Origin of the sequence: Streptomyces sp. NPDC058307 (assembly GCF_042880295.1) — a bacterium.
Classification (GTDB): Bacteria; Actinomycetota; Actinomycetes; order Streptomycetales; family Streptomycetaceae; genus Streptomyces.
Window position 1 is genome coordinate 46,159 of the sequence record NZ_JBHVYZ010000027.1, and the last position, 24,492, is coordinate 70,650.

Annotated in this window: 25 protein-coding genes and 1 pseudogene; 15 read left to right on the plus strand and 11 right to left on the minus strand. The window is 70.2% G+C overall.

Going from position 1 to position 24,492, the window contains the following annotated elements; all coding sequences use genetic code 11:
• The first annotated feature begins 47 nt into the window (after nucleotides 1-47).
• The 3 genes from ACFVYN_RS20550 (at nucleotide 48) to ACFVYN_RS20560 (ending at nucleotide 2,709) form a co-directional block, all read left to right on the plus strand.
• Nucleotides 48-515, plus strand: coding sequence for a hypothetical protein (locus tag ACFVYN_RS20550; protein WP_390000489.1), 468 nt, complete (start codon nucleotides 48-50; stop codon nucleotides 513-515).
• A 363-nt stretch (nucleotides 516-878) separates the two neighbouring features.
• Entirely contained in the window at nucleotides 879-1,634 is a 756-nt protein-coding gene (locus ACFVYN_RS20555) for a class I SAM-dependent methyltransferase (RefSeq protein ID WP_390000624.1), read from the plus strand.
• A gap of 526 nt (nucleotides 1,635-2,160) precedes the next feature.
• The gene (locus tag ACFVYN_RS20560) at nucleotides 2,161-2,709 is read left to right on the plus strand and encodes a tyrosine-type recombinase/integrase (protein ID WP_390000492.1); all 549 of its coding nucleotides are present in this window, start codon (nucleotides 2,161-2,163) and stop codon (nucleotides 2,707-2,709) included.
• 199 nt (nucleotides 2,710-2,908) lie between these two features.
• Here the strand turns inward: ACFVYN_RS20560 and ACFVYN_RS20565 are convergent, their stop codons facing one another.
• A complete protein-coding gene (locus ACFVYN_RS20565) occupies nucleotides 2,909-4,066 on the minus strand; it encodes an acyl-CoA dehydrogenase (RefSeq protein ID WP_390000496.1) in 1,158 nt (385 codons plus the stop codon).
• A 179-nt stretch (nucleotides 4,067-4,245) separates the two neighbouring features.
• Here ACFVYN_RS20565 and ACFVYN_RS20570 point away from each other — a divergent pair, with 179 nt between their 5' ends.
• Nucleotides 4,246-5,589, plus strand: coding sequence for a UDP-glucose dehydrogenase family protein (locus ACFVYN_RS20570; protein ID WP_390000499.1), 1,344 nt, complete (start codon nucleotides 4,246-4,248; stop codon nucleotides 5,587-5,589).
• A gap of 38 nt (nucleotides 5,590-5,627) precedes the next feature.
• On the opposite strand, the gene ACFVYN_RS20575 is transcribed toward ACFVYN_RS20570, so the two are convergent.
• Both ACFVYN_RS20575 and ACFVYN_RS20580 read right to left on the minus strand, forming a co-directional pair.
• Nucleotides 5,628-5,960 carry a hypothetical protein gene (locus tag ACFVYN_RS20575; RefSeq protein ID WP_390000502.1) on the minus strand — a complete coding sequence of 111 codons (333 nt, stop codon included), beginning with the start codon at nucleotides 5,958-5,960 and terminating at the stop codon, nucleotides 5,628-5,630.
• A gap of 90 nt (nucleotides 5,961-6,050) precedes the next feature.
• Entirely contained in the window at nucleotides 6,051-6,944 is an 894-nt protein-coding gene (locus ACFVYN_RS20580; RefSeq protein ID WP_390000505.1) for a carbon-nitrogen hydrolase family protein, read from the minus strand.
• A gap of 242 nt (nucleotides 6,945-7,186) precedes the next feature.
• Between ACFVYN_RS20580 and ACFVYN_RS20585 the strand changes: the two genes are divergently transcribed.
• From ACFVYN_RS20585 to ACFVYN_RS20610, 6 genes are all read left to right on the plus strand, one after another.
• A complete protein-coding gene (locus ACFVYN_RS20585) occupies nucleotides 7,187-8,335 on the plus strand; it encodes a DNA gyrase subunit B (protein ID WP_390000508.1) in 1,149 nt (382 codons plus the stop codon).
• 243 nt (nucleotides 8,336-8,578) lie between these two features.
• Nucleotides 8,579-9,277: a hypothetical protein gene (locus tag ACFVYN_RS20590; RefSeq protein WP_390000511.1), complete on the plus strand. Its 699-nt coding sequence runs from the start codon at nucleotides 8,579-8,581 to the stop codon at nucleotides 9,275-9,277.
• On the plus strand, nucleotides 9,274-10,593 hold the full coding sequence (locus ACFVYN_RS20595) for a copper resistance CopC/CopD family protein (protein WP_390000514.1): 1,320 nt from the start codon (nucleotides 9,274-9,276) through the stop codon (nucleotides 10,591-10,593). The genes ACFVYN_RS20590 and ACFVYN_RS20595 overlap by 4 nt, the downstream gene beginning before the upstream one ends.
• 42 nt (nucleotides 10,594-10,635) lie before the next feature.
• On the plus strand, nucleotides 10,636-11,703 hold the full coding sequence (locus tag ACFVYN_RS20600) for a plastocyanin/azurin family copper-binding protein (protein ID WP_390000517.1): 1,068 nt from the start codon (nucleotides 10,636-10,638) through the stop codon (nucleotides 11,701-11,703).
• A 109-nt stretch (nucleotides 11,704-11,812) separates the two neighbouring features.
• On the plus strand, nucleotides 11,813-12,286 hold the full coding sequence (locus ACFVYN_RS20605; protein WP_390000520.1) for a YceI family protein: 474 nt from the start codon (nucleotides 11,813-11,815) through the stop codon (nucleotides 12,284-12,286).
• Nucleotides 12,283-12,987, plus strand: coding sequence for a plastocyanin/azurin family copper-binding protein (locus tag ACFVYN_RS20610; protein WP_390000523.1), 705 nt, complete (start codon nucleotides 12,283-12,285; stop codon nucleotides 12,985-12,987). The genes ACFVYN_RS20605 and ACFVYN_RS20610 overlap by 4 nt, the downstream gene beginning before the upstream one ends.
• A gap of 53 nt (nucleotides 12,988-13,040) precedes the next feature.
• Here the strand turns inward: ACFVYN_RS20610 and ACFVYN_RS20615 are convergent, their stop codons facing one another.
• A complete protein-coding gene (locus tag ACFVYN_RS20615; RefSeq protein WP_390000526.1) occupies nucleotides 13,041-13,550 on the minus strand; it encodes a CGNR zinc finger domain-containing protein in 510 nt (169 codons plus the stop codon).
• Nucleotides 13,551-13,667: 117 nt separating this feature from the next.
• On the opposite strand from ACFVYN_RS20615, the gene ACFVYN_RS20620 reads away from it, so the two are divergent.
• Together ACFVYN_RS20620 and ACFVYN_RS20625 are read left to right on the plus strand one after the other, a co-directional pair.
• Nucleotides 13,668-14,027 (plus strand): VOC family protein, encoded by a 360-nt coding sequence (locus ACFVYN_RS20620; protein WP_390000528.1) that lies wholly within the window; start codon nucleotides 13,668-13,670, stop codon nucleotides 14,025-14,027.
• 75 nt (nucleotides 14,028-14,102) lie between these two features.
• The gene (locus ACFVYN_RS20625; RefSeq protein ID WP_390000531.1) at nucleotides 14,103-14,486 is read left to right on the plus strand and encodes a VOC family protein; all 384 of its coding nucleotides are present in this window, start codon (nucleotides 14,103-14,105) and stop codon (nucleotides 14,484-14,486) included.
• A 41-nt stretch (nucleotides 14,487-14,527) separates the two neighbouring features.
• On the opposite strand, the gene ACFVYN_RS20630 is transcribed toward ACFVYN_RS20625, so the two are convergent.
• Together ACFVYN_RS20630 and ACFVYN_RS20635 are read right to left on the minus strand one after the other, a co-directional pair.
• Entirely contained in the window at nucleotides 14,528-15,640 is a 1,113-nt protein-coding gene (locus ACFVYN_RS20630) for a dipeptidase (protein WP_390000533.1), read from the minus strand.
• A 103-nt stretch (nucleotides 15,641-15,743) separates the two neighbouring features.
• The gene (locus ACFVYN_RS20635) at nucleotides 15,744-16,103 is read right to left on the minus strand and encodes a MerR family transcriptional regulator (RefSeq protein WP_390000536.1); all 360 of its coding nucleotides are present in this window, start codon (nucleotides 16,101-16,103) and stop codon (nucleotides 15,744-15,746) included.
• 57 nt (nucleotides 16,104-16,160) lie between these two features.
• On the opposite strand from ACFVYN_RS20635, the gene ACFVYN_RS20640 reads away from it, so the two are divergent.
• Nucleotides 16,161-17,300 carry an alkene reductase gene (locus ACFVYN_RS20640; protein ID WP_390000539.1) on the plus strand — a complete coding sequence of 380 codons (1,140 nt, stop codon included), beginning with the start codon at nucleotides 16,161-16,163 and terminating at the stop codon, nucleotides 17,298-17,300.
• Here the strand turns inward: ACFVYN_RS20640 and ACFVYN_RS20645 are convergent.
• Nucleotides 17,249-18,436, minus strand: coding sequence for a dipeptidase (locus ACFVYN_RS20645; RefSeq protein WP_390000542.1), 1,188 nt, complete (start codon nucleotides 18,434-18,436; stop codon nucleotides 17,249-17,251). The two genes, ACFVYN_RS20640 and ACFVYN_RS20645, sit on opposite strands and share 52 nt — an antisense overlap.
• Nucleotides 18,433-18,930, minus strand: a complete 498-nt coding sequence (purE, locus tag ACFVYN_RS20650; protein WP_057611575.1) for a 5-(carboxyamino)imidazole ribonucleotide mutase — start codon at nucleotides 18,928-18,930, stop codon at nucleotides 18,433-18,435. Before purE ends, ACFVYN_RS20645 begins: the two co-directional genes overlap by 4 nt.
• A gap of 173 nt (nucleotides 18,931-19,103) precedes the next feature.
• Between purE and ACFVYN_RS20655 the strand changes: the two are divergent.
• Nucleotides 19,104-20,301: pseudogene (locus ACFVYN_RS20655) on the plus strand (RNA-guided endonuclease InsQ/TnpB family protein).
• Nucleotides 20,302-20,334: 33 nt separating this feature from the next.
• Here ACFVYN_RS20655 and ACFVYN_RS20660 read toward each other — a convergent pair.
• Nucleotides 20,335-21,474 carry a 5-(carboxyamino)imidazole ribonucleotide synthase gene (locus tag ACFVYN_RS20660; RefSeq protein ID WP_390000544.1) on the minus strand — a complete coding sequence of 380 codons (1,140 nt, stop codon included), beginning with the start codon at nucleotides 21,472-21,474 and terminating at the stop codon, nucleotides 20,335-20,337.
• A gap of 166 nt (nucleotides 21,475-21,640) precedes the next feature.
• On the opposite strand from ACFVYN_RS20660, the gene ACFVYN_RS20665 reads away from it, so the two are divergent.
• On the plus strand, nucleotides 21,641-22,156 hold the full coding sequence (locus ACFVYN_RS20665; protein ID WP_390000547.1) for a GtrA family protein: 516 nt from the start codon (nucleotides 21,641-21,643) through the stop codon (nucleotides 22,154-22,156).
• A gap of 214 nt (nucleotides 22,157-22,370) precedes the next feature.
• Here the strand turns inward: ACFVYN_RS20665 and ACFVYN_RS20670 are convergent, their stop codons facing one another.
• Nucleotides 22,371-23,645, minus strand: a complete 1,275-nt coding sequence (locus ACFVYN_RS20670) for an ATP-binding protein (protein WP_390000550.1) — start codon at nucleotides 23,643-23,645, stop codon at nucleotides 22,371-22,373.
• Nucleotides 23,646-23,699: 54 nt separating this feature from the next.
• The gene (locus ACFVYN_RS20675; RefSeq protein WP_007382513.1) at nucleotides 23,700-24,377 is read right to left on the minus strand and encodes a response regulator transcription factor; all 678 of its coding nucleotides are present in this window, start codon (nucleotides 24,375-24,377) and stop codon (nucleotides 23,700-23,702) included.
• Nucleotides 24,378-24,492 lie beyond the last annotated feature (115 nt).

A 24,492-nucleotide genomic window follows, 5' to 3' on the forward strand; every position in this document is an offset into this window, starting at 1 on the left:
TGTCCCTGGGTCCGGCCCGGCTGGCACTCCTCGGAACGGAACGACTGGTGCACCACCACGGCTATCTATGGACCGGCCCGAAAGAGCGTTTCGACAATGAGGCCCTGCGGCCACCTCCACATCCTGAGCCGCCCCCGGCGGGAAGCAGACCAGAACTGATCGAGCGTTATCGAGAGGTCGCGGCGGAGTTCCCGACCACCGATCTGCCGCCCCTTGAAACGGCATACTGGCTGATCAAGCCCCGTTCCATCGTTCGTGGCACATGGGAGGAAGCCAAGGAGGCGGCGGCCTGGCTCGGTGAGCGGCTGGCCGAGTACGCGCCCCGGTTCGCGGCGAAACGGGACCGAGACACCCCCCGCCTGGCCCGCCTGGTGGTCTCTGCTGCCGAACACCTGCACTCGGGCGCTGATGTGTCGTACGGCTTCTATCTGGAACGTCCCTCGTATCTGTCCCTGGCAGTGGTGACGTGCTCCCCGAATCGTGCGCTTCCTGGAGCGGCCTGCCCAGTCGCGTAGTCGATTCGTGTCCCCGAGCGGTTCCGGTCGCTTCGGTTCCGGCGCAGGCTTGGGTGCTGGTCGGTAAGCGTCAAGCTGGCCAACCGTTGCGCGGTTCTGTTCGCGCTCCGCGCTGGCCGGCTGCAGCTCAGCGTGACGGGAAGTGTCCCGGTTCCTGTTGCTGTCCGTGCTGGCCGGCTGCGGCGCAGAGTTACCTCACGAACAACTTCTCAGCTGACCAGCCGATGACATCCACTCAGACGGACAACTGACAACCCACAAACACCGTCAGAGCCATCCTTGCGAAAACCATTGGTGCCCGGCTTGCTCCGTTGATGAACTGACGTCCAGCCGTGAGTCTGCCGCGTGACGGAGGTAGTAGTTGTGACGGGTTATAACGCGCTTGCCGAGGTGTACGAGTGGCTCATCTCGGATGCAAAGCTGGCTCCAGCCGAGTTCGCTGCGTCGTTCGATGACGTCCTCAATCTCCTGCCGTCGAACTCTCACGTCCTCGACTGTTCGTGCGGAACCGGACAGTTGGCGGTTGGCCTCGCCGGTCGTGGCATGCAGGTTGTCGCAACTGACGCCAGCGAAACGATGGTTCGTCGGACTGCAGAGTTGTCTGAGGAGTTCGGGGCATCCGTCCGGGCCGTACGGGCGAACTGGGAAGAGTTGCCCGACCATTTCCAGGACAACACGTTCGACATGGTGTTCTGCGTTGGCAACTCGCTGCACCATGCCGTGGGCGCGAGAGGCAGGGTTGCTGCTCTGGAGTCGATGTCACGGCTTCTGAGTCCCGGCGGGCGCTTGGTACTCACCTCCCGTACTTGGGAACTCGTGAGGGCCAGAGGTTCCCGGCTGGACATCAGTGACCGACTCGTCCGCCGGAACGGTCGCGATGCTGTCGTGGTCTACCGCTGGGAGATTGCGCCGCATTGGGAGGAGGAGCACCATATCGAGATTGCGATCGCGCAAGTTGATGCGACCGGGTTGGTTCTTGTCCGCTCGGAACTGCTGTCCTGCTGGCCCTACCGGTACGAGGAACTCGAAGTCGAGTTGCACCGGGTCGGACTCCAGGTGGAACTGAGCACGTTCGATCTGGAGGCCGAGAACTACATGGTGGTCGCGAGCAAGGTATAAACACCGGACTCTCAGTCCCTGGCCGGACCGCGCGGTTGCTCGCAGGACGCTTGCGCCCTCTCATCGGTGCGGGTTCACCGAAGCCCCCAGAAGTGGCTCCGAGGGCTGGCTTTGTTCGCTGGATCAGTGCGCGGAACGGGTTCTCTTCGAGCGGTTCGGGCCGCCTGGTCACGGAAACCCGAGGGAGAACCGGCCGCTTCGGTTCCGGCACAGGATCCGGGGCCTGCTTCGGTTCCGGGCGGTAGGCGTCCAGGCGGACGACGGTGGGCCGCTTCGCCTCCCGTTCCGCTTCGGCCGGCATGGGGGCGGGAGAATGGGAGACCGGTTCTGGCGCGGGCTCGGAATCGTCACCGCGGAGTCTGAAAACGGTGGCTGGCCGACCCGTCTTGCCTGACCGTTCTACGGTCACCACAACTTCCGGAAGCGCTCGGACCTCAGCGGCCGTCGCTCCCATGTACGGGAGAATCTGCGAGGACGTGGCCGATCCTCCATGAAGTTCGGGTGCGGCCTGCGGCTGGGTGAGGCCATGGCGGTATCCCGCGATCAGATCGACTTCAAGGCCGAGACGCTTCGCGTCGACTTCCAGATTGCGGAGGACGGAGACACCGAGTCGGGGAAGAACAGCGCCATCCAGCGTCGGCACATCAAGGCTCGTGACGAAGGCGAGCCAGGGCGCACTGTCCCCCTCCCTCCGAACGTCGCCTTCGAGCTTCGGCGGCACATCAAGAACCACGGCCTATGGGGGCCGGAGCGGCTTCTCTTCCCCAACGTGACGCGGACCGGCTACCTCTACGCGTCGTACTTCTACCCGAGGATCTGGATGGAGGCTCTGGGCAAGGGGCAGGTGAAGTACTGCAAGGCCCACTCACTCCGGCACTACTACGGATGGCGGCTGCTGTACGCCGAAGTCCCCGAGAACGATGTGGCCGACTGGATGGGCCACAGCAGCACGGACGTGCTGAGGGAGCACTACCACTACATCTTCGAAGGGGCCGAGCAGCGCGGTCGGGCCGCCATCGCAACGATGTTGACGCCCGGCGCCGACGACCCCACGGAGGCATCAGAGGTCGCCTGATGCGCGTACGACAACAGCCCCCGGCGCGACGCCGGGGGCTGTGTTGTTTGTGCAGGTCAGTGGCCGTTTCCAGCCCGGCATCTGCCCAGGATTCCCCCAGCATGACGCCCAGGAACGGCCCTGATCGGACCGCAGCGGGCAGAAAGCCGAGGGTGTCTCTCCGGACCTTCGAAACAACTTCTGACCTGCAAAAACCCTGCTAGGGAAGGTTCCTTGCCATCACGATCCGCTGGACCTGGTTCGTGCCCTCGTATATCTGTGTGATCTTCGCGTCGCGCATCATCCGCTCCACCGGGTAGTCACGGGTGTACCCGTACCCGCCGAGGAGCTGGACAGCGTCCGTGGTGACCTCCATCGCCACGTCCGAGGCGAAGCACTTGGCCGCCGCGCCCTGGAAGGTGAGGTTCTTGTCGAGGCGTTCCGAGGCGGCCGCGGCCTGGTAGGTCAGGGCGCGCGCGGCCTCGATCTTCATGGCCATGTCGGCGAGCATGAACTGGATGCCCTGGAAGTCGGCGATGGCCTTGCCGAACTGCTTGCGCTCCTGGACGTAGCCCTTGGCGTAGTCGAAGGCGCCCTGGGCGACACCGAGCGCCTGCGCGGCGATGGTGATGCGGGTGTGGTCCAGGGTCTTCATGGCGGTCGCGAAGCCGGTGCCCTCCTCGCCGATGATGCGGTCGGCGGGGATGCGGACGTTGTCGAAGTAGACCTCGCGGGTCGGGGAGCCCTTGATGCCGAGCTTCTTCTCGGGGGCGCCGAAGGAGACGCCCTCGTCGGACTTCTCGACGACGAACGCCGAGATGCCCTTCGAGCGCTTCGTCGGGTCCGTCACGGCCATCACCGTGTAGTACTCGGACTCGCCCGCGTTGGTGATCCAGCGCTTGACGCCGTTGAGGATCCAGTGGTCGCCGTCGCGGACCGCCTTGGTCTTCATGCCGGCCGCGTCGGAGCCGGCGTCCGGCTCGGAGAGGGCGTAGGAGAACATCGCGTCGCCCTTGGCGAGCGGCGAGAGGTACTTCTTCTTCAGGTCCTCGGAACCCGAGAGGATCACCGGGAGCGAGCCCAGCTTGTTCACGGCTGGGATGAGGGAGGAGCTCACGCAGGCGCGTGCGACCTCCTCGATGACGATCACCGTGGCCAGCGCGTCGGCGCCCGCGCCGCCGTACTCCTCGGGGACGTGCACGGCGTGCAGGTCGTTGGCCACCAGGGCGTCCAGCGCCTCGCGCGGGAAGCGGGCCTCCTCGTCGACCGCGGCGGCGTAGGGCGCGATCTTCGCCTCCGCCAGCGAGCGGATGGCGTCCCGGAGCATGTCGTGCTCCTCGGACGGGCGGTACAGGTCGAAGTCAGCCGATCCGGCCAAGGTCTCTCACGCTCCAAGGACGCTGCAGTGCCTGTGCTAATTACCGTTAAGTAACTCAAATTTTAGGGGTCCGCCCACGGGAGTGACGACGTGAGCTTGGCGACAGCGGGAAAGCTGCCCGTCAGGCGCTCCGACTATGCTCGGGCGCGCACCGGACCGTCCCCCTTTATGGAGTCTCCATGGCCCTCAAGATCACCGTGATCGGCACCGGCTACCTCGGCGCCACCCACGCCGCGGCCTTGGCCGAGCTCGGTTTCGAGGTGCTGGGGCTCGACGTGGTGCCCGAGAAGATCGAGATGCTCCAGCGGGGTGAGGTCCCGATGTACGAGCCGGGCCTGGAGGACCTGCTGCGCAAGCATGTCGCCGGGATCGAGGGCTCCACCGGCCGGCTCCGCTTCACCATGGACTTCGCCGAGGCCGGCGCCTTCGGTGACGTGCACTTCGTCTGCGTCAACACCCCGCAGCGGCACGGCGAGTACGCCTGCGACATGTCGTACGTCGACTCGGCGATCGCCTCCCTCGCCCCGCACCTGACCCGCCCGGCCCTGGTCGTCGGCAAGTCGACCGTGCCGGTGGGCTCCGCGGACCGGCTGGCCCGCTACCTGGCCGACCACTCCCCCGCGGGCGCGGACGCCGAGCTGGCCTGGAACCCGGAGTTCCTGCGCGAGGGCTTCGCGGTGGACGACACGCTGCACCCGGACCGGATCGTCGTCGGCGTGCGCAGTGAGCGCGCGGAGAAGCTGCTGCGCGAGGTGTACGCGACGCCGCTCGGCGAGGGCACGCCGTTCGTGGTGACGGACTTCCCGACCGCCGAGCTGGTGAAGACGTCCGCGAACTCCTTCCTGGCCACGAAGATCTCCTTCATCAACGCGATGGCGGAGGTGTGCGAGGCCGCGGACGGCGATGTGGCGAAGCTGGCGGAGGCCATCGGCTACGACGACCGGATCGGGAAGAAGTTCCTGCGGGCCGGGATCGGCTTCGGCGGCGGGTGTCTGCCGAAGGACATCCGCGCATTCATGGCCCGGGCGGGTGAGCTCGGCGCCGACCAGGCGCTGACCTTCCTGCGCGAGATCGACTCCATCAACATGCGCCAGCGCGGCCAGATGGTGGAGCTGGCCCGGCAGATCCTGGGCGGCGGGCCGTTCCTCGGCAAGCGGGTCGCGGTGCTCGGCGCCACCTTCAAGCCGGACTCGGACGACGTCCGCGACTCCCCCGCGCTGAACGTCGCCGGGCAGATCCACCTCCAGGGCGGCCAGGTCACGGTCTACGACCCGAAGGGCATGGACAACGCCCGCCGCCTGTTCCCGACCCTCGGCTACGCCGACACCGCCGTGGACGCGGTCCGGGGCGCCGACGTCGTACTCCACCTCACGGAGTGGCGGGAGTTCCGCGAACTGGACCCGGCGGCCCTCGGCGAGGTCGCGGCGGCGAAGGTCGTCCTCGACGGCCGCAACGCCCTGGACCCGGAGTTGTGGCGCAAGGCCGGGTGGACGTACCGGGCGATGGGACGGCCGACCGCCTGAGGCGCGGGCCGACCGCCTCGACAACGGCGCACAGAGGTCTACGGCTCGGACGTCCCGGGTGCGGGCAGCGTCAGCGCACAGGGCTCGGACGTCCCGGGTGCGGGCAGCGTCAGCGCACGTCTGATCGCCCGGGAGACCTGCTCCGAGTGGTCGGGCAGTTGTGCGGCGGTCCAGAGTGCGGCCCGGTGCGCGAAGGCGGCCACCTCGCGTTCGGCCTCGCTGAGCAGGCGGCGCAGTTCGGGCACGGAGACCTCGATGACCGGGCTCGCGTCCGCCTCGCTGTCGACGGTCAGACGGACCGTTTCGCCGTGCCGTTCGGCCACCGGTGACGGGTGGTGGCCGAAGCCGGCCCAGCCGTCGCCGTCGGCCACAGGTCGAACCCCTCGGGGGCGCAGATCTCCAGGACGGGCCGCACGGTGAGCATCCCCGCATGATGCCGTACGGCTGCGGGCGCGTTCACGTCAGAATTCGGTGCGGGTGTCGCTTCTGGTGTCGCCCACGACGACGTGGCTGTCGTACAGGCCGGCGCGGGAGGTCCGGCGCCAGGGGCGGGCGCGGCGCAGGGCGATGTCGATGTCGGGATCCCGGGCGTCCAGGTCGATGTCGGCGACGGCGAGGCCGGGCCGGTTGCCGGCCGGCCCGGTCGCGAGGCGCCGGCCTCCGGGGGCGGTGATCGTGGCCGGGGCGCTCGCTGCGAACTGGGCCGGGACGGAGTAGCCCACCCAGTAGCTGTAGAGGGTGGCGTACGCCTGCGCGAGGGCCGCGCGGGCGGCGTCGTCGACCATGACGGAGAGCAGTACGCAGTCCACGTCCAACCGCTCGTACTCCGCGAAGAGTTTGGGGAAGTTCGCCTCGATGCACAGCGCGACACCGAAGCGGACGCCGTCGACCGCGAAGACGAGGGGTGCCGTGCCGGGGGTGTACAGGTACGAGACCTCGGTGTGCGACAGGTGGCGTTTGTCGTAGCGGGCGACGAGTGCCCCGGCGTCCGAGACGACGTACAGGCTGTTGTGGGGCCGGTGCGGAGGCGTCAGCGGGTGCGGGGCCCCGAAGGCCACCCACAGCCCCAGCTCACCGGCCAGGTCGGCGACGGCCTCGGCCTCTTCCCGTACGACGTCCCAGTCGACCCGGCTCCAGTCCGCGGCGGCGAGTGTCCCCGGGGCGCCGGACGACATCACGTACTTGCCCGGATAGGTGATCGCGCCCTCCGGGAACTGCACGAGCCGGGCACCTGCGGCCCGCGCGTCACGCATCAGACCGCGGATCTCCGAGCCGCTCGCCCGCAGGTTCCCGGGGTCGGTGGGATCTTCCGTGACCGTGCTCTGAGCGACCGCCAGCCGCAACGTCCTCCACATCCGTGCACGATAGTGAATCAACGGAATCAACGGCCCGGGAGCGGACGGGAGTTGCCCCATGCGCGCTCTCGGCGCGGCCGTGGACACGATGCGGTGACGGGCTCGGACCCCTTTGGTCGGCGGCCTCGCGGTCGCTGCCCACCCGCCCGTCCACGGCCTCGGCACATCTGCTCTGACCTGGCCGTTTCCTGAATTTCCCCTACGCTGGCGAGGTCTTTCGGGCACCACCGCGGGAGGATTTCGTGAGCGAGGAAGCCATCAGGTACGACGCCAGTTGCATCAAGGTTCTGGAGGGGCTGGAAGCGATCCGGAGACGGCCCGGGATGTACGCCGGCTCCGTCGGCGAACGCGGGCTGCGGCAGCTGGTGTTCGAGGCCACCGACCCGGCCGTGGCCGAGATCCTGGCCGGCCGCGCCACCCGCGTCGACGTCACCCTCACCGCCGACGGCGGCGTGCGGGTCGCCGACGACGGACCTGGTGTACCGGTGGAGGCCGCGGGTCACGTCGGCAGTCCCGGTCTCGAGAGCCTGCTGACCCGGCCCGTCACCGGGGCGGACCCCGGTGGCCGCCACTCGGTGACGTCAGGGTTCGTCGGTGTCGGCCCCTGCGTCACCAACGCCCTGTCGAGCAGCCTGAGGGCCGAGGTGCGGCGCGAGGGGGTGCGCTGGGTCCAGGAGTACGTCCACGGCGCCGCGGTCTCCGCACCCGTCACCGCCGGACCGGCGACCGGAAGCGGGACCACCCTCGTCTTCCGACCGGACGACACCATCTTCGAGACGACGGAGTTCTCGTTCACCGCGCTGGCGGAGCGCTTCAGGGAACTGGCCTTCCTGAACCGGAGCCTGGACATCTCGCTGACCGACGAGCGCACTTCGGGCGAGCCACGTTCGGTGCGGTGGCGATTCCCGGACGGGGTGGCGGAGTTCGTCGCCTTCCTCGACGCGGAGGCGGGGCCGCCCCTCCATCCGGACGTCATCCGCTTCGAGCGAGAGGACCCGAAAGCGGCTGGGACCGTGGAAGTGGGCCTGCGGTGGCGCGGCTCCGGCCAGGAGCGGATCCGGAGTTACGCCAACAGCCGGCCCACCCCTGATGGCGGCACGCATACGGAGGGCTTCCTCGGCGGAGTGGCCGCCGCGCTCAACGCGTATGCGCGAAAGCAGCGGTTGCTGCCCCCGGCCGATCCCGGTCTGAGCACCGAGCAAATCTGTGCGGGCCTGACCGCTGTCGTGTCGGTGAAGGTGGACGAGCCCGAGTTCCTCGGCGCCACAAGCGGCGCGCTGGGCAACGTGACCGTGCGCTCCGCCGTCGAGGAAGCCGTCCGGGAACACCTGGGACGCTGGCTGGAGGAGCAGCCGGAGTGGGCCGCGGCCGTCGTCGGCCGGCTTCTCTGAATTCCCGTCGGGACCCTCCGTCTTGGCATACGCCAAGCCTCCCCGGAATCCTCAACACGAGTTCGATTTGCATTCGAGCACAGTGCGGAATCGACCGTTCTCACAGACCACACCCCCGCTGTGGAGAGGTAGGCAACCATCGGTTAACCAGTGCGTAGTGATGCGGAATCCACCCTCCACTCCACTGTTCGTCATCGGCCGCGTTCTCCGGCCGGATTGAGATGAGCATGTCAGGAGTGAGTCATGCCCTTGTTCCGCAGGGCGACCCGAGCCTCCGCACGCGACCACCGTGACGAACTTGTCGCCGGGGCGCTCGTCGGCACCGTGGTGATCGTGCTGGGTTATGCGTCGGGCATCGGCGCCCCCGCCTCCGGCGCGGCCGAGGCCGCTCCGGCGCTCAACCCGCCCGCCGCCACGGCACCGGCGACGACCTCCCCTGGGGCAGGTCAAGCACCGGTGGGATCAGGGGAGTTGCCGTCGTACGGCGGAGTCGGCGGAGGCGGCGTCGGTGGAGCCGGCGGATTCGGCTCAGTCGGCGGGGGCCTCGGATACGGCGGCGGGTACGGCATCGGGGGCGGGGGCGGGGGCGTGGTGACCGGTACCGTCCCCGTCGGCTCCGGTGGCGGTCAGGGCGGCGGGCACACCGGCCACGGGACCACGCCGGTCCCGGGCACCGGTTCCCCCACGCCCACCCCCGGGCCCACCACCCCCACGCCCTCCCCCTCGGACACGGACGGCTGCACGGACGGCGAGGTCAACCTCGTACAGCCGCTGCTCGTCGGGGTCACCGACTCCGTCCTCGGCCTCCTGAACGGCCCGGCGGCGAGCCCCTCCCCGTCGCCGGCCTCCTCCCCCTGCGTCGGACTCGCCCCCGCGTCGAGCCTCCTGGGCGGCATCCTCGCCCCCGCCTCCGCCTCCCCGCAGCCGGAGGCGACCCCGTGAGGACCCTGCGCCGGACCCTGCTCCTGCTCGCCGCGCTGCTCTGCGCCCTGTTCGGCGCGGTCCAGCCCGCCTTCGCCCACACCCAGTTGGTGAGCTCCTCCCCCAAGGACGGGGCCGACCTGAAGAAGGCGCCCGGCAGCCTCACCCTCACCTTCGACGAGCCCGTCGACCTGACCGACGTACGGGTGCTGACCGTGGACGGCGACCGGCTGCCGGTGTCGGGTACGGCGAAGAAGAGTGTCGTGCGGGTCGCCCTCAACAGCCCGGCGGACGGGAGGTTCGCCGTCGTCTGGTCCGTCGTGGACGAGAAGGACGGGCACGCCTCCTCCGGCCGGATCGCCTTCACCGCAGGCACGGCCGCCATCAAGACCGGCGGCGACGAGGCCCCGGCTGCCGCTCCCGGACCGTCCCCCTCGGTCCGCAAGGGTCTCGTCGCCGCCCGCTGGGCGGGCTATCTCGCGCTGGCCCTGTTCGTCGGCGGGCTCGCGTTCGTCGCGCTGCTGTGGCCGGGCGGCACCCACGAACCGCGGGCCCGGGTGCTGCTCGGGCTCGCCTGGACGGCCGGACTGCTGGCGACCGTGGCGGCCCTCGGACTCCAGGGCGCCTACACCTCCCTCGGCGGCCTGCGGGACGCCCTGCGCCCGGCGACCTACGCGGACGTCCTGGCCACCGAACCCGGCATCGTGCTCGCCGCACGGGGGCTGATGTGGGTGCTCGCGGCCGTGGTGCTCAGCGCCCTGCTCCAGGGCGGCCCGGCCACCTCCCGCTCGCCGGGCTGGCGGGTGGGCGCCCTCGCCGTGACCTTCGGCCTGCTGCGCACTACCGGGATGACGGGCCACAACTCCGAGGGCAGCGAGCCCACTTGGGGCGCCATCGCCGACTTCGTGCACCTGCTCGGGGCCGCCCTGTGGATCGGCGGGCTCGCGATGCTCGCGCTGGCCGTGCTCCCGCGCCGCCAAGCCGGGGAGCTGGCGCGGGTCGTGCCGGGCTACTCGAAGCTCGCGGCCGTGAGCGTGACCGGCATCGTCGGCGCCGGGCTGGTGCTCGCCTGGCAGGTGGTGGGGTCGTACGGCGCCCTGCTGCACACCTCGTACGGGCATCTGCTGCTCGTCAAGACAGCCGTCCTCGGGGGCGTCCTGGTGGCCGCGTACGCGAGCCGCCAGTGGGTGCGCACCCGCCTCGATCTCGCCGTGCTGCTGCGCGGCGACGCCGCCACCGTGCGGCCCTTCGGTTACTCGGTCGCGGTCGAGACGGGGCTGGTCCTCGTCGTCCTCGCCGTGACGAGTCTGCTGGTCACGGCCGATCCTGGCCGCTGAACTCCATGGGAAACAACTCCCTGGGAAACAATAGGAGTTGAAGTGAAAAGAAGCGAAGAGACCGGCGAACGGCGGCTCGAGCCGCCGACGGCCGAGGCCGGTAGGTCCGGGGGCCGGTCCCTGCTGTTCGTGGGGCTCGGCGCGGCACTCGCGGCCGTGCTCAGTCTCGGACTGCTGAACGTGGCCTCGGGATCCACGAGTTCCTCGCAGCAGACCGCGGGCGCGGCTCAGGCGCCCGCTGCCGCCGCTGCCGAGGTACAGCCCGCCGCGGCCGCCAAGCCGGACTACCAAGTCGACATCATGAGCTACAAGTTCGGCGACGGCAAGCAGCTCGTCGTCGAGGCCGGCCAGACCGTCCGGTGGACCAACCACGACAGCGCACCGCACACGGTGACCACGACCAAGGCCCCCGTGGCCTTCGACTCGGGGACCCTGCAGCAGGGCCAGTCGTGGTCGTACACCTTCACCAAGGTGGGGACGTACGAGTACTACTGCGCGGTACACCCGGACATGGTGTCGTCCGTGAAGGTCGTCGCCGCGTCCGGCGGCGGCGGTGGCGGTGGCGGTACGACGCCCACGCCCACCCCGACGGTGAAGCCGACCGGCACGCCCACGGCCACTCCGACGGCCACCCCCACCGTGACGCCGCCCACCGGCACGCCCACCGCAACTCCCACCGCGACCCCGACGGCCACGCCGACCTCCGGCGGTGGCTCCGGCTCCGGCTCCGGCTCCGGCTCCGGCTCCGGCTCCGAGCAGTGCGCCAGCATCGACAACGAGCTGCTGCCGATCCTGCAGCACCTCTACGCGGCGCACCTGTCGGAGTCGCCTGGCCAGCAGGTGCAGGACGCGCTGGCGCTCGACTCGTACCTCAAGATGCACACGGTGTGGATCGAGTCCATCCTCAAGCCGGCCGTCAGTGACGGTGGCTCGGTGGCCGACGACACCCTCACCGTGCTGCTCCAGCACATCTACTCGGCACACCTGGAGGAATCGCTCGGGCAGCAGGTCACCGACCTGCTCGACGTCGACAGCTACGTGAAGATGCACACCGTCTGGGCCGGGCACATGCTCACGCCCACCACGGACTTCCTCACCGCCAACTGCTGACACATGGGTGGACGCCGTTCCGGCCGGGGCTCAGCCGGCCGGAACGGCGTCCACGCCCATTCTCCACACCCCCACCACATTTCGGGAACCGCTTTCCAAGGAGTTCGGGATGACAACCGTCACCCTGCCCACCGTTCCTCCGCCCCGGCACCTCACCGTGGCCCCGGGCCGCTCGCTCGCCGAACTCACCGCCTGGTACGGCCCTTTGCCGGTACGGCGGCGCCGGGTGCCGCTCGCGGCAGCGTCCGTGGAGATGCCCCAGGACGCCGAACAGCCGTCGTTGCGCCAGCCGTCGTTCCGCTTCGAGTTCGACGACCGTGAACTGCGGGCCGTCCTGACCTCCGAGCAGGTCGACACCGTGCCCGGCGACCGGCTCCAGCTCACCGGCGACCTCACCCTGAACGGCGTCGCCTTTCCCGTCCTGCTGCGGCTGCGGGTGGTCGAGCGGGCCGAGGACCTGCTGCTCGTCGTGGGCACGGCCCGGCTGCCGTACCGGCTGCTGCGCCGGGCCACCGGGTTCCGGCTGCCGTGGCGGCTGCCGGCCACGCGTCTCAGGCTGCTCGTCGCGGTGGAGTTCGCGTGAGGGGGGTGCTGCGGGCCGCGGCGGTCCTCGCCCTGCTCGCCCTGGGGATGCTGCCGTACGGCCACGAGGCGACGGCGGCGGGCTACTCCGTGGCCATGAAGGGGTACGCCTTCTCGCCGGCGTCCTTGAGCGTGCCCGCGGGGTCCACGGTCACCTGGACCAACTACGACACGGCCCCGCACGACGTGAAGACCACCTCCGGCCCGCTCTCGATCCACTCCCCCATGCTGAACAAGGGCCAGAGCTGGAGCTTCACCTTCACCACGGCCGGTTCCTACGGCTACGTCTGCACGGTCCACCCGGACATGATCGCGGGCATCACGGTCCGGGCGGCGGCTCCGGCTCCGAAACCGACCCCGGCGGCGCCGACGCAGCACGAGCACACGCAGCCGTCCACGAGCCAGGAACAGCACTCGACGATGCCGGGCATGACGACGAGCCGCAGTGCCGCCGCACCCCGGGCCGGCTCGTCGCCCTCACCCACGGCGTCCCAAGCCGCCGTACCGCAGACGGCGCCATCGCCGCAGGTCTCGCAGGCGGCGCAGCCGGCCGTGACCCAGACGGCCGCGTCCACCGCCCGGCCGCTGGATCCGCTGCTGGTCCTGGCCGGCCTGGTGGCGGGGGTCTCGGTGCTGTGCCTGCTCCTGGTGGGCTCGCGGGCCGCCGCGAGCGCTCCGCGTGGAGGCGAGGAGGGCGCATAGGAGGGTGCGGCGGCCGTCGCGGCCGCACCCTCCCGACCACCCCAACGGCACCGTCAGGCCGTGCTCTTCCCCCGGTACCGCCGCATCTTCGCCCGCGCCCCGCACACCTGCATGGAGCACCACCGCCCCCGCCCCGCCGGGCTCCGGTCGTAGTACGCCCAGTGGCAGTCCACGGCCTCACAGGCCTTCAGGCGGATCCAGGTGCCCGCGACGAGCGACTCGGCGACGGCGGCCGCGACGCGGGAGAGCAGGGGCCCGGCGTCGGCGGGGGCGAGGGCGGCCGAGCCGTCCGACGCGGCCACCGTCAGCACCAGGGGCGCCGCCGCCAGCAACTCCCCCAGCGGCGTCACCGCCCGGTGCGGCGGATGCCCGGCGTGGGCCAGCAGCGCGACCCGCAGCGACTCCCGCAGCTCACGCGCCCGCGCCACCTCGCCGTCGGCGATCGTGAACCGCTCCCGCCCCTCCGCGGTGTCCAGCGAGTCGGCGCCCGACTCCAGGTCCACCGTGTTGACCAGGGCCTGGACCAGGGCCAGCCCCCCGGGCGCGGGCGATCGCTCACTCATGGCTGCACGCTACCTAGCTAGAGAATTCCCTTGCGACGTTACCCCCGATGCGGGAGCATGCGGTAACCGTTACTGGTTACTCGCTTCTACAGGTAACCGCGCTTCAAGGAGGAAGCCATGGCCGTCGCCGAACTCGGAACCGTCGTACTGGACTGTCCGGACCCCCGCGCGCTCGCCGGTTTCTACGCCGGTGTCCTCGGCGGCACCGTCGAGGGCGAGGGCGAGTGGGTGGACCTCAGGACCCCCGGCGGACCGTCGCTGGCCTTCCAGGCCGCCCCCGGTTACGTGCCCCCGAAGTGGCCCGCCCCCGACGCCTCGCAGCAGTTCCACCTGGACCTGACCGTCCAGGACCTGGACGCGGCCGAGAAGGAGGTGCTGGCGCTCGGGGCGAAGCCGCTGGACGCCGAGGACCGCTCCCGCACCTTCCGTGTGTACGCGGACCCGGCGGGGCACCCGTTCTGCCTCTGCGCCTGCTGAACCGCCGGTGAAGCGGCTGCCGAACCGCCCGTCGAACCGCCTGTCGAACCGCCTGTCGAACCAGGAGGACCTCTCGTGACTGTCGCACGTTTCCGTTCCGTCGTGATCGACTGCCCCGACCCCCGCGCCCTCGCCCGCTTCTACGCCGGAATCGTGGGCGGCACCCCGGAGGACGACGACCCCGACTGGGTGGTCCTGCGCGTCCCCGGCGGCCCCCGGCTGGCCTTCCAGAGCGCACCGGGGCTCACCCCGCCCGAGTGGCCACGGGCCGACCGCAACTCCCAGCAGTTCCACCTGGACTTCGACGGCGGGACCACATGGGAGGAGATCGACGCGGCCGAGGCCAAGGTGCTGGAGCTGGGCGCACGACTGCTGCACGCCGAGGACAAGGAGGACTTCCGGGTGTACGCGGATCCGGCGGGGCATCCGTTCTGCCTGTGCCGGATCGACCCGCTGTAGCACCGCTGCAGCACTGGTGTCGCACCACCCGGCATCCCCGGTCAGCCGTCGAGGTCCGCGATCTTCGCCGTGGACGGCTCGCGCCGCAGCTGCGCCGCCCGCGCGGTGAAATCGGACTCGCGCAGCAGCCGCTGGACGTTGCCCCAGGTCAGCAGTGCGAGCTCGGCCTCGTCCCAGCCGCGGCGCAGCAGCTCGGCGACCAGGTGGGGGTAGCAGGAGGCGTCGCCGAGCTCCTGCGGGTGGGCGGTGCCGGCGTCGTAGGTGCCGGACAGGCCGACGCTCTCGGCACCCGCGACCGCGCGCACATGGTCGAGGTGGTCGGCGACGTCCCGGACCGTCGGGCCGGTCTGCTCGGCCGTCAGCGGCACCATGCACAGGCCCTTCGCGGCGCCCAGCTCGGCGAGCAGGTCGTCGGGGAGGTTGGCCGGATGGGGGCGCAGGGCGCGGGCGGCTGAACGGGTGAAGAGCACCGGCGCCTTGGCCACCGCCAGGGTCCGCCGGATGGTGGCGTCGGAGGCGCCGGAGAGGTCGGCGAGGACTCCGAGCCGGTTCATCTCGCGCAGTATCTCCTCGCCGAACCGGGTCAGCCCCGCCTCGCTCGCCCAGGACACCCCGGTCAGGGTGAGGGCGCGCAGGCCGAGGGCGTGCAGGGAGCGCAGGATGCCGAGCGAGTCGCCGAGGGCGGCGGCACCGGCGGGGCCGAGCAGGACGGCGGCGCGGCCGCAGTTGCGGGCGTCGGTGGCCTGTCCCGCGGTGCGGGCCAGGCGCAGGCCCTCGGGATGGTTGCGTACGACGGTCTTCACCAGGTCGAGCTGCTCCAGGGTGGCCCCGACGGCCCGGTCCCCGTCGAGCCCCTCGGGCAGGTGCAGCGACCACATCAGGGCACCCACGTGCCCCTCCCTGAGCCTGGGCACGTCCGTGTCCACGGCGCTCTCGCCGACCTCCAGGTCGAACCAGGGCAGGTGCCGCAGGGCCCAGGGCAGCCCGCTGTAGCCGTCGGCGACGGGGTGCTCGGCGAGAAGGGCACAGGCACGCTCCAGGAGCTCGCCGTCCTGGTCGGAACCGGAGGTGTACAGCTCCGGCACGGCCCCGAAGAGCCGGGGCAGCTCTTCCATGTCGGCCGCGGGCTGCAGTTCGTCCTGGAGGTCTGCCATGACGGGCTCCGTACGTCGTGATCTTCCTGATCGCCGTACGGTCACCGTCGCACGGAGCGCGGGGGCCTTCCTGGTGGGCGGGGCGTTCGGGGGTACGCCGGTGTCAGGTGCCGCGTGCCGCGTCGATGACGTCGTCGAGGGTGTCCCGGGAGCGCTTCAGATCGGCGATCATCCGGTCGATGCGGGCACGCTCCTCGGTGAGGTCGGCGACCAGGCGCGGGGTGGCGGTCGCGGAGGGCCCGCCGTCCTGGTCGCGCATGCACGGCAGCAGCTGCCGGATCCTGTCGCTGTGCAGCCCGGCGGCGTACAGCTCCTGGATCCGCACGACCCGGTCCACGGCCGCCTCCGGGTAGTCACGGTGCCCGCCGGGCGTGCGGTCGGCCGCCAGCAGCCCCTGGGCCTCGTAGTAGCGCAGCGACCGCTCGCTCACGTTCGTCCGCTGCGCCAGTTCACCGATCCGCACGGGCGGCCACCCCCAGGACTTGAATCTGACATCAGTGTCAGGTTCTAGCGTACGGCCATGACGAACACACCGGACTTCCTGGCACCGTCCCGGCTCGGCCGGCTCGCACTTCCCCATCACCTGGTGATGGCCCCGCTCACCCGCAACCGCGCGGCGGCCGACGGCACCCCGACCGACCTCATGGTCACCTACTACGCCCAGCGCGCCTCCGCCGGCCTGATCATCGGCGAGGCCGCCACACCGAACGCGGTCGGGCAGACGTATCCGAACATCACCGCCCTCCACACCGACCGGCACACGGCCGGCTGGCGGCGGGTGACCGAGGCCGTACGGACGCGCGGCGGGCGGATGTTCCTCCAGCTCCAGCACGGCGGCCGGGTCTCCCATCCGGCGACCACGGGCCTGACGCCCGTCGCGCCCTCCGCCGTACCGCTTCCGGAGACGATCTTCACTCCGGGCGGACACCGGGCGGCCGTCGTGCCGCGGGAGATGACCGCGGCCGACATCCGGTCCACCGTCGACGACTTCGCCGCCGCCGCCCGCCGGGCGCTCGAAGCGGGCTTCGAGGGCGTCGAGGTGCACTCGGCCAACGGGCATCTGCTGCACCAGTTCCTCGCCGGGAACACCAATCGCAGGACAGACGGATACGGCGGGTCGGTGGAGCGGCGGGTGCGGTTCACGACGGAGGTCACCGAGGCGGTGGCCGACGCGATCGGCGCCGACCGGGTGGGCGTACGGATCTCCCCCGGGAGCACCGTCAACGGTGTCGAGGAGGACGACACCGAGGTCCTCTACCCAGCCCTGCTGGCCCGGCTGAAGGGCCTGGACCTGGCCTACCTGCACCTCGTGCACGCCGACCCCGGCGCCCGGTGGTACCGCCGGATCCGCGCCGACTGGCCCGGCGTCCTGATCGGCAACCCGGTGCTGTCCGGCCTCACCACCCAGGCCGTCACCCGGGCGGCCCACGACATGCTGGCCGCAGGGGCCGACCTGGTCGCCCTCGGCCGGCCGTTCCTCGCCAACCCGGACCTGGTGGACCGGCTGCGGCGGGGCGCGCCCCTCAATCCGGTCCGCGACCGGTACCTGATGTACGTGGGCGGGGCGGACGGCTACACCGACTACCCCGCCCTGGAGGCCGATGGCGGTCAGCCGTCCAGCGACTCGATGGTCGCGTTGGACGGCGCACGCGTCGCCTGAAGCCCCTGGGCCACGTCCTCCGCGGCGCCCAGGACCCGGACCGCGTTCTGCCAGGTGAGCTTGGCGAGGTCGGGCTTCGACCAGCCGCGGTCCAGGAGTTCGGCGATCAGGTTGGGATAGCCGGAGACGTCGTCGAGGCCGTCCGGGGTGAAGGCCGTGCCGTCGTAGTCGCCGCCGATGCCGAGGTGGTCCACGCCGGCCGCCTCGCGCATGTGGTCCAGGTGGTCGGCGACCGTCGAGACCGTGGCGACCGGGCGCGGGTTGCGCTCCTCGAAGGCGCGGTGCACCTTCATCGCCTCGGGGGTGGTCGCGAGGTGGTGCAGGCCGTGCTCGCGCATGTTCTCGTCGGCCGCGGCCGTCCAGTCCACGGCGGCCTGGAGGACGAACTTCGGCACGAACGTCACCATCGCCATGCCGCCGTTGGACGGAAGGCGTTCCAGGACGTCGTCCGGGATGTTGCGCGGGTGGTCGCACACGGCCCGCGCGGAGGAGTGGGAGAAGATCACCGGCGCGACCGAGACGTCCAGCGCGTCCCGCATGGTCGTCGCCGCCACGTGCGAGAGGTCCACGAGCATGCCCTCGCGGTTCATCTCCTCAACCACCGCACGGCCGAAGGCCGAGAGCCCCCCGACGCCGGGTTCGTCCGTCGCCGAGTCCGCCCAGTCCACGTTGTCGTTGTGGGTGAGGGTCATGTAGCGCACGCCGAGCGCGTACAACGCGCGTAGCGTCGCCAGGGAGTTGGCGATGGAGTGGCCGCCCTCGGCGCCCATGAGGGAGGCGATACGGCCTTCCGCGCGCGCCGCCTCCATGTCCGCGGCGGTGAGCGCGGCCCGCAGCTGCGAGGGGTACCGCGCGATCAACTGCCGTACGCAGTCGATCTGTTCCAGTGTCGCCGGCACCGCGTCGGGCAGGTCCGAGCGGACGAACACCGACCAGTACTGCGCGCCCACCCCGCCGGCCCTGAGCCGCGCCAGGTCGGTGTGCAGGTGGGCCGACTGGTCGGCGGCGATGTCCCGGGCGTCGAGGTCGTAGCGGACCTGTTCGCGCAGCGCCCACGGGAGGTCGTTGTGGCCGTCGACGACCGGGAACTCGCGCAGGAGTTCCCGGGCCGTCGCCGCCGAACCGGTGGCCGTCACTTGCCGAAGCCGAAGCCGTTGGAGCCCTCGACCTTGGACCGCAGGCGCTTGCCCTTCTCGGTGGCCTGGTCGTTGAGCTCCTGCTGGAACTCCCGCATCCGGCCGAGGAGTTCCTCGTCGTGCGCGGCGAGGATGCGGGCCGCGAGCAGCCCGGCGTTGCGGGCGCCGCCGACGGAGACGGTCGCGACGGGGACGCCGGCCGGCATCTGCACGATGGAGAGCAGCGAGTCCATGCCGTCGAGGTACTTCAGCGGGACCGGGACCCCGATGACCGGGAGGGGCGTGACGGAGGCGAGCATGCCGGGGAGGTGGGCGGCTCCCCCGGCCCCCGCGATGATCACCTTCAGGCCCCGCTCGGCCGCCTGCTCGCCGTACGCGATCATCTCGCGCGGCATGCGGTGCGCGGAGACGACGTCGACCTCGTACGCGATCTCGAACTCGTCGAGGGCCTGGGCGGCGGCCTCCATGACGGGCCAGTCGGAGTCCGACCCCATGACGATGCCTACAACGGGGCTCATTTCCATCTCCTTGCGTACCCCCTCGGCCTCAGCCGAGTGGTTTGGACGGGTGCTCCGCTCGCATGCGGGAGCGGTTCTTCCGGGTTTCGGCACAGCAGGATTCCCCGAACGCCGGACAGGCTTACATCGAAGGATCTAGCCTGTGAGCCATGGGGGGCAAGTGCGTGAAGCGGGCGTTCAAGTACCGCTTCTATCCGACTGAAGAGCAGGCAGCCGAGCTGGCGCGCACCTTCGGCTGCGTGCGCAGGGTCTACAACATGGCGCTCGATGCCCGGGCTCGAGCATGGACGCTGGAACACCGCCGGGTCTCCTACGTGGAAACCTCGGCGATGCTCACGGAGTGGAAGAAGACCGAAGAGCACGGCTTTCTGGCACAGGTCTCCTCTGTGCCGCTGCAGCAGTCGCTGCGGCATCTGCAGAGTGCCTACTCGGCATTCTTCGACAAACGATCCCGTCATCCGCGCTTCAAGTCGAAGAAGAGGTCGAAGGACTCTGCCGAGTACACGCGCTCGGCGTTCCGCTTTCGCGACGGAGAGCTCACGTTGGCGAAGATGCGTGATCCGTTGGCCATCGTGTGGTCGCGCCCTCTTCCCGAAGGCACCGAACCGTCCACGGCCACGATCTCCAGAGACAAGGCAGGCCGTTGGTTCGTCTCTCTGCTCGTCGAGAGCAGCGTCAGCCCCGGACCGGCCACCGAGACAGCAGTAGGACTCGATGCCGGCCTCACCAGCCTGATCACCATGTCCACCGGGGAGAAGGTCACCAATCCGAAATTCGAGCGGAAGGACCGGACCCGCCTCGGCAAAGCCCAGCGAGAACTCTCCCGTAAGACTCAGGGCTCGAAGAACCGGGAGAAGGCACGCGTCAAGGTGGCGCGCATCCACGCGCGAACGGCCGACCGGCGCCGAGACTTTCTGCACAAGCTGACCACTCGGCTCGTTCGTGAAAACCAAACGATCGTGATCGAGGACCTGACCGTCCGCAACCTGCTCGGTAACCGCACCCTCGCACGTGCGATATCCGACGCCTCGTGGACGGAGTTGCGCTCCCTGTTGGAGTACAAGTGCGAATGGTATGGGCGCGAGCTGATCACGGTCGACCGCTTCTTCCCGTCGAGCAAGACCTGTTCCGCGTGCGGCCTGATCCACGATGCACTGCCCCTGAGCGTCCGTCGATGGACGTGCAAGGGCTGCGGCACACAGCACGACAGGGACCACAACGCCGCAAAAACCATTCTGGCCGCCGGGCTGGCGGTGTCGGCCTGTGGAGCCGGTGTAAGACCCCAACGGAGCTCCTCCGGGCGGGCGGTCGGCGATGAAGCAGGAAACGTCGTGGCGCGAGCCATGACAGGCCTCTCCCTCGACGGGGAGAGGCCTGAGGTCAATCGGTGATGGTGCCTCTCAGGTAGCCGGCAGCGTGACGTGCGCGTTCGAGAACGTCGTCCAGGTCGTCGCCGTAGGTGTTGACGTGGCCCACCTTGCGGCCGGGCTTCACGTCCTTGCCGTACATGTGGATCTTCAGCTTGGGGTCGCGGGCCATGCAGTGCAGGTACGCGGAGTACATGTCGGGGAAGTCGCCGCCGAGGACGTTGACCATGACGGTCCACTTCGCGCGGGGGCGCGGGTCGCCGAGCGGGAGGTCGAGGACGGCCCGGACGTGGTTGGCGAACTGCGAGGTGATCGCGCCGTCCATCGACCAGTGGCCCGAGTTGTGCGGGCGCATCGCGAGCTCGTTGACGAGGATGCGGCCGTCGCGGGTCTGGAACAGCTCGACGGCGAGGTGGCCGACGACGTCCAGTTCCTTGGCGATGTTGAGGGCCAGCTCCTCCGCCTTGAGGGCGAGGGTCCGGTCCAGGTCGGGTGCCGGGGCGATCACGGTGTCGCAGACGCCGTTGACCTGCTGGGACTCGACGACCGGGTAGGCGACGGCCTGGCCGTGCGGCGACCGTACGACGTTGGCGGCGAGCTCGCGGACGTAGTCGACCTTCTCCTCCGCGAGGACGGGGACGCCGGCCCGGAAGGGGTCTTCGGCCTCCTCTACGGAGTCGACCACCCACACGCCCTTGCCGTCGTAGCCGCCGCGGACGGTCTTGAGGACGACAGGGAAGCCGTCACCCTCCGCCGCGAAGGCCGCCACATCCTGCGGATCGCTGACGATCCGGTGCCGTGGGCAGGGCACGCCGATCGCGTCGAGTCTCGCGCGCATCACGCCCTTGTCCTGGGCGTGCACGAGCGCGTCGGGGCCGGGGCGCACGGGGATGCCGTCCGCCTCCAGGGCCCTGAGATGCTCGGTGGGGACGTGTTCGTGATCGAAGGTGATCACATCGCACCCGCGTGCGAACTCGCGCAGCGTGTCGAGGTCGCGATAGTCGCCGATGACGACGTCGCTCACCACCTGCGCCGCGGAATCCTGTGGGGTGTCACTGAGGAGCTTGAACCTGATGCCGAGCGGGATGCCTGCCTCGTGTGTCATACGCGCGAGCTGGCCCCCGCCGACCATGCCGACTACCGGGAACGTCACGCCCCCAGGGTATCGGTCGCGCCACGGCGGCCGGATCCCGCGCCTCTTACCGGTCCTCTTACCAGCTTGTTTCCCTCTCTGTGAGTTCATCCACAGGCAAACAGGCAAGACGGGTGGTTAGCATGGCTGGGTTGACGAAACCAATCGACTGGGGGCCTGTACGACCATGGGACATGGTTCCTCAGGGCTGCGAAGGGTCCTTCGCGAGGTCGCCAAATTCGGTGCGGTCGGCGGAGCGGGGCTCCTCGTCAACCTCCTCGTCTTCAACGTCGTCCGGCATCTCACCGACCTTCCGGTGGTCCGGGCGAGCGTCGTCGCCACGGTGGTGTCGATCGTCTTCAACTACATAGGGTTCCGTTACTTCACCTACCGTGACCGCGACAAGAGCGGCCGTACGAAGGAACTGACCCTGTTCCTGCTGTTCAGCGTGGTGGGCCTGGTCATCGAGAACGGCATCCTGTACGCCGCGACCTACGGCTTCGGCTGGGACAGCCCCCTCCAGAGCAACATCTTCAAGTTCGTCGGCATCGGCATAGCCACCCTCTTCCGCTTCTGGTCCTACCGCAGCTGGGTCTTCAAGGCCCTCCCGGCCCGCGAGGCCGTGGCGAGCGCGGAGCACTTCCTGGAGGAAGTCGAAAAGGCGGCCACCCGCAAGGACCACTCCCGCCAGCGAGCACTCTGACGGGTCGCTCCGGACCGTTCGCCGCACCGCGCGCCAGGACGGGCCGTTTGCCGCGTACGGCGCCCCGGCCCCGACCCACGACGAAACCGTTGGCGCTACACCCGCCCCCACCGGAGCCGCAGCTGCGCCGCAGGCACCCAGGGGCGCGGGGAACTGCGCAAAAACGCCCGCCCCCACGGAACCCGCAGACAAACACCGCCCAACCGCCGGAGGCTCACCGCACTGTCGGCTCGTCGTCGTCCAGCAGTGACGACTTCAGCGGGGTGCGGGAGAGGAACAGGCCGAAGACCGGGGGCTGGGCCTGGAGCATCTCCAGGCGGCCGCCGTCGGCCTCCGCCAGGTCGCGGGCGACCGCGAGGCCGATGCCCGTGGAGTTGCGGCCGCTGATCGTGCGCTCGAAGATGCGGGCGCCGAGGTCGGCGGGGACGCCGGGGCCCTCGTCGGTGACCTCGATGACGGCCTGGTTGCCGGTGACGCGGGTGCGCAGCGCCACCGTGCCGCCGCCGTGCATGAGGGAGTTCTCGATCAGCGCGGCCAGGACCTGGGCCACCGCGCCCGGCGTGCCGACGGCCGTGAGGTGGCGTTTGCCGGAGCTCACGATCGCCCGCCCCGCACTGCGGTACGCCGGCCGCCACTCCGCGAGCTGCTGCTGGATGACCTCGTCGAGCTCGAAGGTGACCGCGTTGCCGGCCCGGGGGTCGCGGGAGTTGGTCAGCAGTCGCTCGACCACGTCCGTCAGCCGCTCCACCTGGGTCAGCGCGACGTTCGCCTCCTCCTTCACCGTGTCCGGGTCGTCGGTGAGGGTGATCTCCTCCAGGCGCATGGAGAGGGCCGTCAGGGGTGTGCGGAGCTGGTGCGAGGCGTCCGCGGCCAGGCGCCGTTCCGCCGTCAGCATGCGTGCGATGCGCTCGGCCGAGGAGTCCAGCACATCGGCGACCCGGTCCAGCTCGGGGACGCCGTAGCGCTTGTGCCGGGGGCGGGGGTCGCCGGAGCCGAGGCGTTCCGCGGTCTCGGCGAGGTCGGTCAGCGGTGAGGCCAGCTTGTTGGCCTGGCGGATCGCGAGCAGCACCGCGGCGATCACCGCGAGCAGCGCCACCAGCCCGATGATCAGGAGCGTACGGCCGACCTCCCGGGTCACCGAGGAGCGCGGCTCCTCGACGATGACCGTCTCGCCCTCCTCGCCCTTCTCGGTGGAGCTGATGACCTCACCGGCGGGCCGGGCACCGACCTCGATCGGGTCCTTCCCGGGGATCCGGATCACGGCGTACCGCTCCTGCGCGACCTGGTCGCGCAGGATCTCCGCGGTCACGTCCTCCGCGGCGAACAGCCGGCTGTCCACGATCCCGGCCAGCCGGATCGCCTCGGAATCCACCCGCTCCTGGGCGCTGTTGCTGATGGTGCGGGTCTCGACGATGACGAGGGAGACGCCGAAGACGGCGATCACCACGAGCACCACGGCGAGCGTGGACTGGATCAGTCGACGGCGCATGTCCTCTTACCTGCCGGCCGGATACCCCGACGGATACCCGGGGATTCCCGGGGATCAGCTCTTCTCGAAGCGGAAGCCCACTCCTCGTACCGTCGCGATGTACCTCGGGTTGGCCGCGTCGTCGCCGAGCTTCTTGCGGAGCCAGGAGATGTGCATGTCGAGAGTCTTGGTCGAGGACCACCACGTCGTGTCCCAGACCTCGCGCATCAGCTGGTCCCGGGTCACCACGCGGCCCGCGTCCCGTACCAGGACCCGCAGCAGGTCGAACTCCTTCGCGGTGAGCTGGAGTTCCTCGTCGCCCATCCACGCCCGGTGCGACTCGACGTCGATCCGCACCCCGTGGGTGGCCGGCGGCTGGGCCGGCTCGGCCGCCCCGCGCCGCAGCAGGGCCCGGACCCGGGCGAGCAGCTCGGCGAGACGGAAGGGCTTGGTCACGTAGTCGTCGGCGCCCGCGTCGAGACCGACGACGGTGTCCACCTCGTCGGCACGTGCGGTCAGGATGAGGATCGGTACGGCGTGGCCTTCGGCGCGCAGTCGGCGGGCCACCTCGAGGCCGTCCATGCCGGGCAGACCCAGGTCGAGGACGACCAGGTCGATGCCGCCCTGCATTCCGGCGTCGAGTGCGGTGGGTCCGTCCTCACGCACCTCGACCTCGTACCCTTCCCGGCGCAGGGCACGGGCCAGCGGCTCCGAAATGGACGCATCGTCCTCGGCGAGCAGTACACGGGTCATGAGCTGATGGTAGACCGCTCTTGACAGATGCTGGGGTGTGATCACGACCCAGTGGTTCTTACCTTTCATGGAGGTGGTGTGAACCTGTGACTATGGGGTGGCAACGCCGTAAGGG